At 28.0% G+C, this 6,587-nt stretch carries 7 protein-coding genes; 2 read left to right on the plus strand and 5 right to left on the minus strand.

Features of this window, described 5'->3' with window-relative positions:
* The first annotated feature begins 63 nt into the window (after positions 1-63).
* On the plus strand, positions 64-360 hold the full coding sequence (locus NSA58_RS13755; protein WP_039679376.1) for a DUF2089 family protein: 297 nt from the start codon (positions 64-66) through the stop codon (positions 358-360).
* 1 nt (position 361) lies between these two features.
* On the plus strand, positions 362-691 hold the full coding sequence (locus NSA58_RS13760; protein ID WP_039679375.1) for a hypothetical protein: 330 nt from the start codon (positions 362-364) through the stop codon (positions 689-691).
* Between the two features lie 108 nt (positions 692-799).
* On the opposite strand, the gene NSA58_RS13765 is transcribed toward NSA58_RS13760, so the two are convergent.
* The 5 genes from NSA58_RS13765 to NSA58_RS13785 all read right to left on the minus strand — a co-directional run bounded on the left by NSA58_RS13765 (position 800) and on the right by NSA58_RS13785 (position 6,398).
* Complete coding sequence (locus tag NSA58_RS13765) at positions 800-1,600, minus strand: NAD(+)/NADH kinase (RefSeq protein WP_039679374.1); 801 nt, start codon at positions 1,598-1,600, stop codon at positions 800-802.
* Positions 1,601-1,804: 204 nt separating this feature from the next.
* Entirely contained in the window at positions 1,805-3,061 is a 1,257-nt protein-coding gene (locus NSA58_RS13770) for a dicarboxylate/amino acid:cation symporter (RefSeq protein WP_039679373.1), read from the minus strand.
* A gap of 273 nt (positions 3,062-3,334) precedes the next feature.
* Positions 3,335-3,697 (minus strand): DUF1667 domain-containing protein, encoded by a 363-nt coding sequence (locus tag NSA58_RS13775; protein WP_039679372.1) that lies wholly within the window; start codon positions 3,695-3,697, stop codon positions 3,335-3,337.
* Positions 3,694-4,929 carry an NAD(P)/FAD-dependent oxidoreductase gene (locus tag NSA58_RS13780; protein ID WP_277613744.1) on the minus strand — a complete coding sequence of 412 codons (1,236 nt, stop codon included), beginning with the start codon at positions 4,927-4,929 and terminating at the stop codon, positions 3,694-3,696. Before NSA58_RS13780 ends, NSA58_RS13775 begins: the two co-directional genes overlap by 4 nt.
* Entirely contained in the window at positions 4,929-6,398 is a 1,470-nt protein-coding gene (locus NSA58_RS13785) for an NAD(P)/FAD-dependent oxidoreductase (RefSeq protein ID WP_074080051.1), read from the minus strand. The genes NSA58_RS13780 and NSA58_RS13785 overlap by 1 nt, the downstream gene beginning before the upstream one ends.
* Between the last annotated feature and the right edge of the window lie 189 nt (positions 6,399-6,587).

Raw genomic sequence — 6,587 nt, forward strand, 5'->3', positions numbered from 1 at the left:
CTGAATATAATTAAAGTATGCTTTAATATTATTAAACTTTTTTTCTTTTTAACGGAGGTAATTATGAATAATATTCCAAAATGGCTAGAAAATTTGGATGATGAAGATATAAATTTTATAAAAAAATTTATATTAGCTTCAGGATCCCTTAAGGAAGTAGCAGGTATTTATAATGTTACTTATCCTACTGTGAGGCTTAGACTTGATAGACTTATCCAAAAAATTGAATTAAATGATAAAACCCCTAGTGAGCCATATATTTCGCTCATTAAGCAATTAGCTCTTAAGGGCAAATTAGATTTTGAAACTGCAAAGCTTTTAATCAATGAATATAAAAAAATAAAGGATGTGGAAAAATAATATGGGACCAATTTTATTAGTATCAAATAGCATCATCTTTGTAGGAATATTAGTCGGAATATTTTTTTTACAAATATTTTTATCTACTAAAGAAAATAAAAAACTAGGATTAATACTTCCTGGTATAAATTTTGTAATATCAATTTTAATATCATTAATTTATCTTTTAAATGCATTAACACTTGATGTTTCTATATTTATAGGAATATCAATTGTATTTATAGCTTATAATGTGCCTACTGTTATTCTAATAGCAATTTACTATACTTATCGTAACAAATATAAGAAAAAACATGAAATAGATAAAATGAATATACAAGATTTAGATTAACTTAAAATATATAAACATTACCCCATAAATTAACATTCACTTAATTTATGGGATAATTTAATATAATTATTAAATTAACAAAACTTATTACAAAATAGTATTCTTTCTTTATAAAAATTTTTCTGCAACTCTATTCCAAAATTCATATCCATTTAATCTCAATAAATTTAATTTATAATTAGATTTATAAATTTTTACTTCTTCAATTTGAGTATACTTGTATTGTTTACCATCTATAACAATTAGTATCGAATCTTCAAAATCAAATTCTGGACTTATTGATATGACTGATGTTGTTGGTAATATAATACTTGAAGTAAATGATCTATAAGCATTTGTATTCATAGGTGCTATAGGGGTTAACTGAAATAAGTCAAGTTTTGGATCAACTATACTTCCCCCTGCAGAATAATTGTATGCTGTCGAGCCAATAGGTGTTGATATTAGCATACCATCTCCACTAAAATGCTCTATCTTCATTCCATCTACTTGTAAATCTAAGTGAACTGTCCTTGATTGAATATTTTTTATTACAATTTCATTTACTGCACTTATTTTTATGCACCTTTCCTTTGTACATATTTTAGCTTCCAGTGGATAAAGCTGTTGTATAAAATATTCTTTATTTATGTATGATTGAATAAATCCATCTATTTTATCTGGAGAAATCTCTGCAAAGAATCCTAAATGTCCAGTGTTTATAGCTATAACTGGTATTTGCGCAAAGTTAAACTTATGTATAGTTTGTAAAAGGGAACCATCTCCTCCTATAGATATTATAAGTTCAGTATTTTCCTCTAATTTCTCACTAACTTGAAATCCTGCTCTATTAAGTTTTTCTACCAACATATTTTTTGTTTCTATGGATTTATCTAAATTATTATAAGCTATTGTAATTACACTTTTCATTTTGTTATACCTCTAGTTTCACATGATTTTTTAATATATTATTTACTTTTATTATAAAACAAATTAAATAAACATTATATCATTATAATATGAAATATTTAATAACTCAAACCTCTTATTTATTTTAATTATAAAAAAGGTACCTCCTAATGATTTTTATTTCATTGAAAGAGACACCTTTTTTAATATATAATAACTATTCTTTTATACTTGTGATTTCAAACTATTTTTTATCCAGTCTTTACCTTCTACTAACCTAGCTACCAGCATAGAACATACTGTGTTTGAAGTTGTATTTAGTACTGTAGCTGGAGCATCTATTATAGTAGTTATAACAGCTATGATAGGTAAAAACTCTATTGAGAATCCAAATATAGTAATTATTAACATTTCTGCTATCATACCACCACCTGGAATAGCCCCCATAACTGTACCTACTAAAAATGCTACTGCTATTATTGAGATAATAGATGATATACTTGTCATATTGTAACCAAATATTCCAAATAAGAAAGTAACTTTTAATACTCCCCCTATTACCGATCCATCCTTATGGATATTAGCCCCAAGTGGTATAACCGTTTCTGCTATATCATTTGGAACATTCATCTTTTTAGATGCATCTAAGTTTACAGGTATCGATGCTGCACTAGAACATGTAGCTAAAGAGGTAACTGTTGGTGGAATTATATTTGCCCAATAAATTTTTACTCCATCTTTTCCTCCAGCTATAAAAGCATACATAGAAAACAATCCAAAATAGAAGATAACTGTTAAAATTAAATATAGTACAAAAGATCTTGCATATCCTGATATTATTTGTGGTCCTAATTCACCAACTATTGAAGCAAAATAACACCCAAGACCTAATGGCGCTACCTTCATAACTAAATCAATTATTTTCATCATAACATCAGATCCAGCTTGTAAGAAACTTGCTATAATTTTTCCCTTCTCTCCCACCATTGCAGTGGCAATTCCAAATACTATCGAGAACAGTATTAATTGAAGCATGTTTGATTTTGATAGTAAGTTATAAAAATCAGGTACTGTAACAGTGTTAACCAACTGTTGCAATACTCCAGCCTGTTCAGCAGTTGTTACTTCAGCTGTTTGCATTAAACTTTCAAACATCTGTGAATTTAATCCTTTTGTCGGATTGAATATTAAAACTCCTACTAAAGTTATTATTCCTGATATAATCGCTGTAACTAAAAATACTATAATAATACTCTTTAAAATATTTCCTAATCTCTTAATTTCTCCCATATTTGCTATGGCTGAAGCAACACTAAAAAATACTAAAGGAACTAATGTCATAAATAATAAGTTTAAGAATAATTCTCCTACAGGCTTAAATATGGTAGCCTGCTCTCCCAAAAAGCCTCCAATAACTCCCCCTATTATTATAGAGCCTAGAAGAATTATTGAACTTTTATAATTTTCCCATGACGCTTTCATATTCTATCTCCTTTATATCAAAATATTAGTTTGCAAATGCTTTGATTAAAAATCTCTTTTACTATTTCACTTTAATCACCTCTATTAATTTTATTCACTTAAGCACTATTCTAGAAAATATTTTTTATAATATTTAATATTTCTAGTTGCAAAGAGAAGTAAATTAAAATAAAAAGGAATATAATAATCTACCTACTTTATAAATTAAATTCTAACGTCAAATAAATAACCTCCTAAAATATTTATTTAATATTCCTAGGAGGTTTATTTTGTCTATATTGAATCTATATTTTTAGTTGCTATAACATCCACATCTAAATTTAAAATATTAGATTTAATTATATCTCCAATTTTCACTGGGGCTTTTACTTCCAAAGTCTTAATCTCTTTCATCACATCAAATATCATACTCTTAGATATACTTTTATTTAATCTAACACTTACTATATCTAAATCCCCATTTAAAACTTTTACTGAAGTTGCTATATTTCTTTGAGGATTACTTATTTCCTGGATTACATATTCTTTTCCTTTTTTGCAAGTTGCTCCTTCAATATTGTCAATTATATTATTTTTCAACTCTACCTCTACTTCGCAACCATTTGGGCATATTATACAAGTAAATATTTTTTTCATTTTACCACCACCTTTAAATCTGACTTAGATTTTATATAATCCTTATTAATTTCCATTTGAATCATTTCTGCTGGGATAGCTTTTTTCATTTTCATAGATTTTATAATATTATCATCTTGTAATATTTCTATTACAGCATTTTTAATAGGTTTTCTAACTCTCAAAGATAAAACAAAATCATTTTCTCCACTAATTTTTTGAGGTATTGTATGACCTATATTACTATCTTTTTCTATATTTATTTCACACTTTGAAAACTTGTTATTATTTATATAATTTGATACTGCCTTTGCCAACCTTTCACCTTCCAAGGAAACAAAATCAACTAAATCATGAACATGAAGAACATTTCCTGCAACAAAAATGCCATCCACACTTGTTTCATAATTTTCATTTACAATAGGTCCTTTTGTATCATTATCTAATTCAACTTCAGCCTTTAAAGATAATTCATTTTCCGGAATTAACCCCACTGATAGTATTAGAGTGTCACAATCATAGTCTTTTTCTGTACCTTCAACCACTTGCATGTTTTCATCTACTTCACTTACACTTATTCCTTCTATTCTAGATTTTCCTCTTATCTTAGTCACTGTATGACTTAAATATAGTGGAATATTATAATCATTTAAACATTGCTGGATATTTCTAGGAAGTCCACTGGCATAAGGAAGTATCTCGAATACAGCTTCTACCTTTGCCCCTTCTAAAGTCATACGTCTTGCCATTATTAAACCTATATCCCCAGATCCTAATATAATTACTTTTTTACCTACCATAGTATTTTGTAAATTTATATAAGATTGAGCAACTCCTGCAGTATATATCCCTGCTGGTCTACTACCTGGAATACTTATAGCTCCTCTAGTTCTTTCTCTACATCCCATAGTTAAAATAACAGCTTTAGCCTCATACTCTAAGAGTCCATTTTTATTTACTGCAATTATTTTTTTATCATTAGTTAAATCTATTACTGTAGTTTCCGTTATATATTCAATGTTTTTCTTATTTACTTCATCTATAAATCTTTGAGCATATTCTGGTCCACTTAAAGTTTCTTTAAATCTAGTTAACCCAAAGCCGTCATGAATACATTGTCTAAGTATTCCTCCTAGCTTTTTCTCTCTTTCAATTATTACTATATCTTCAATTCCGCATTCTTTTAATTTTACAGCTGCAGCCAGGCCTGCTGGACCTCCCCCAATTATTATTACATCTTTTTGTATAACCATTATCCTCTCACCTTCCCTACAAACATATTTGAATTTTTTCTAGAGTATAGGATTTCTTCTTCTTTCTTATCTTTTTCTTCTTTTATCAATTTTGTTATTCTAGTTTGGCAATATCCACCTTGACATCTCCCCATCATAGCACGAGTTCTATACTTTATTCCTGTAACCGTCTCAACTCCCAAAGGGTTATTAATAGCTGCTAATATTTCAGCCTTTGTTATGGTTTCACATCTACAGATTACTTCTCCGTAGTTTTCATCTTCTTCAATTAATTTTCTTTTTATTTCTAAAGGTTGATCTTTGAAACTTATAATTCCTTTTCTATATTTATTAAAATGTGGATTTTCTTTAAGAGTTTCTTTTTGTGATAGCAAACTTACTACATATTTTGCAATAGGTACTGCACTTGTAAGTCCTGGTGATTCAATTCCAACTAAATTTATTACATTCGGAACGTCTTCTCTTAATTCTATTTTAAAATCATCATATCCACCTTGGTCTTTTCCTACTAACTTAGGTCTAATTCCTGAGAAGTTTCTTATGAAATGTTCTTTTTTAATATGAGGAAAAATTCTTCCTCCGTCTTTTATTAATAAATCCATAACATTTTTAGTTACAGAATAATCATCTTTTTCATCTATATACTCGCTGCTTGGTCCAATAAAAACATTACCATCTATGGAAGGTGTTAAATGTATCCCTAAACCTCCTTCTTTTGGATTAGGTACTGGATATGCTGGCATATTTAAAAACTGTCCTACTTTTTGGTCTAATATAAAATATTCTCCTCTACATGGATATATTGTGTATTCTTCTATTCCTAACATTTTTCCTACTTTGTCACTATTAAGCCCTGCAGAGTTTATTATCCATCGTGATTTATAAATGCCTTTATTCGTTTTTATTTCATAAATATTTTCATCTTTATTTAAATCCATTCTTACCTCTAATACTTCATTGTCTAGAAAATAATTCACTCCATTTTGTACTGCATTTTCTGCCATGGCAATAGTATAAATAAAAGGATTTAAAATTCCTGTGCTTGGAGAATATAATGCAAAGTTTCCCTCAATAAATGGTGATAATTTCTTAATTTTTTCATTATTTATAATTTCCAATCCTACAACACCATTTGCTTCTCCTTGCTCTTTCATTTTTATTAATTTTTCTTTATCTTCTTCTGTAAAACCAACTACTAATTTTCCAGTTCTTTTAAAAGGAATATCAAGTTCTTTTGCAACTTCATCAAAATTTTGATTCCCTTCCACACAAAACTTTGCCATTAAAGATCCTACTTTATTATTAAACCCTGCATGTAAAACACCCGAATTTCTTCCACTAGTTTCTAAGCATACATCCAATTCCTTTTCCAGTACACAGGTTCTTAATTTATATTTAGAAAGTTCCCTTGCAATGGAGCTTCCGACTACTCCCCCTCCAATTATTACCACATCGTATGTATTATTCACTTTATTCACCCCATTTTTAACTTATTGATATAAGTGTATCACAATTTTATTTTTCTTCTTGATAGTTCTTATATATTTTTTATCTATTAGAAAATAGTTAGTTTTCAATTGTAATATCAATTAAATTTATTTTACTTGAAAAAATAAATCATCATTACTACAATTAACTATATATTTAAACTGGTTATT

The sequence above is a fragment of the Terrisporobacter muris genome, from assembly GCF_024621905.1.
Lineage (GTDB): Bacteria > Bacillota > Clostridia > Peptostreptococcales > Peptostreptococcaceae > Terrisporobacter > Terrisporobacter muris.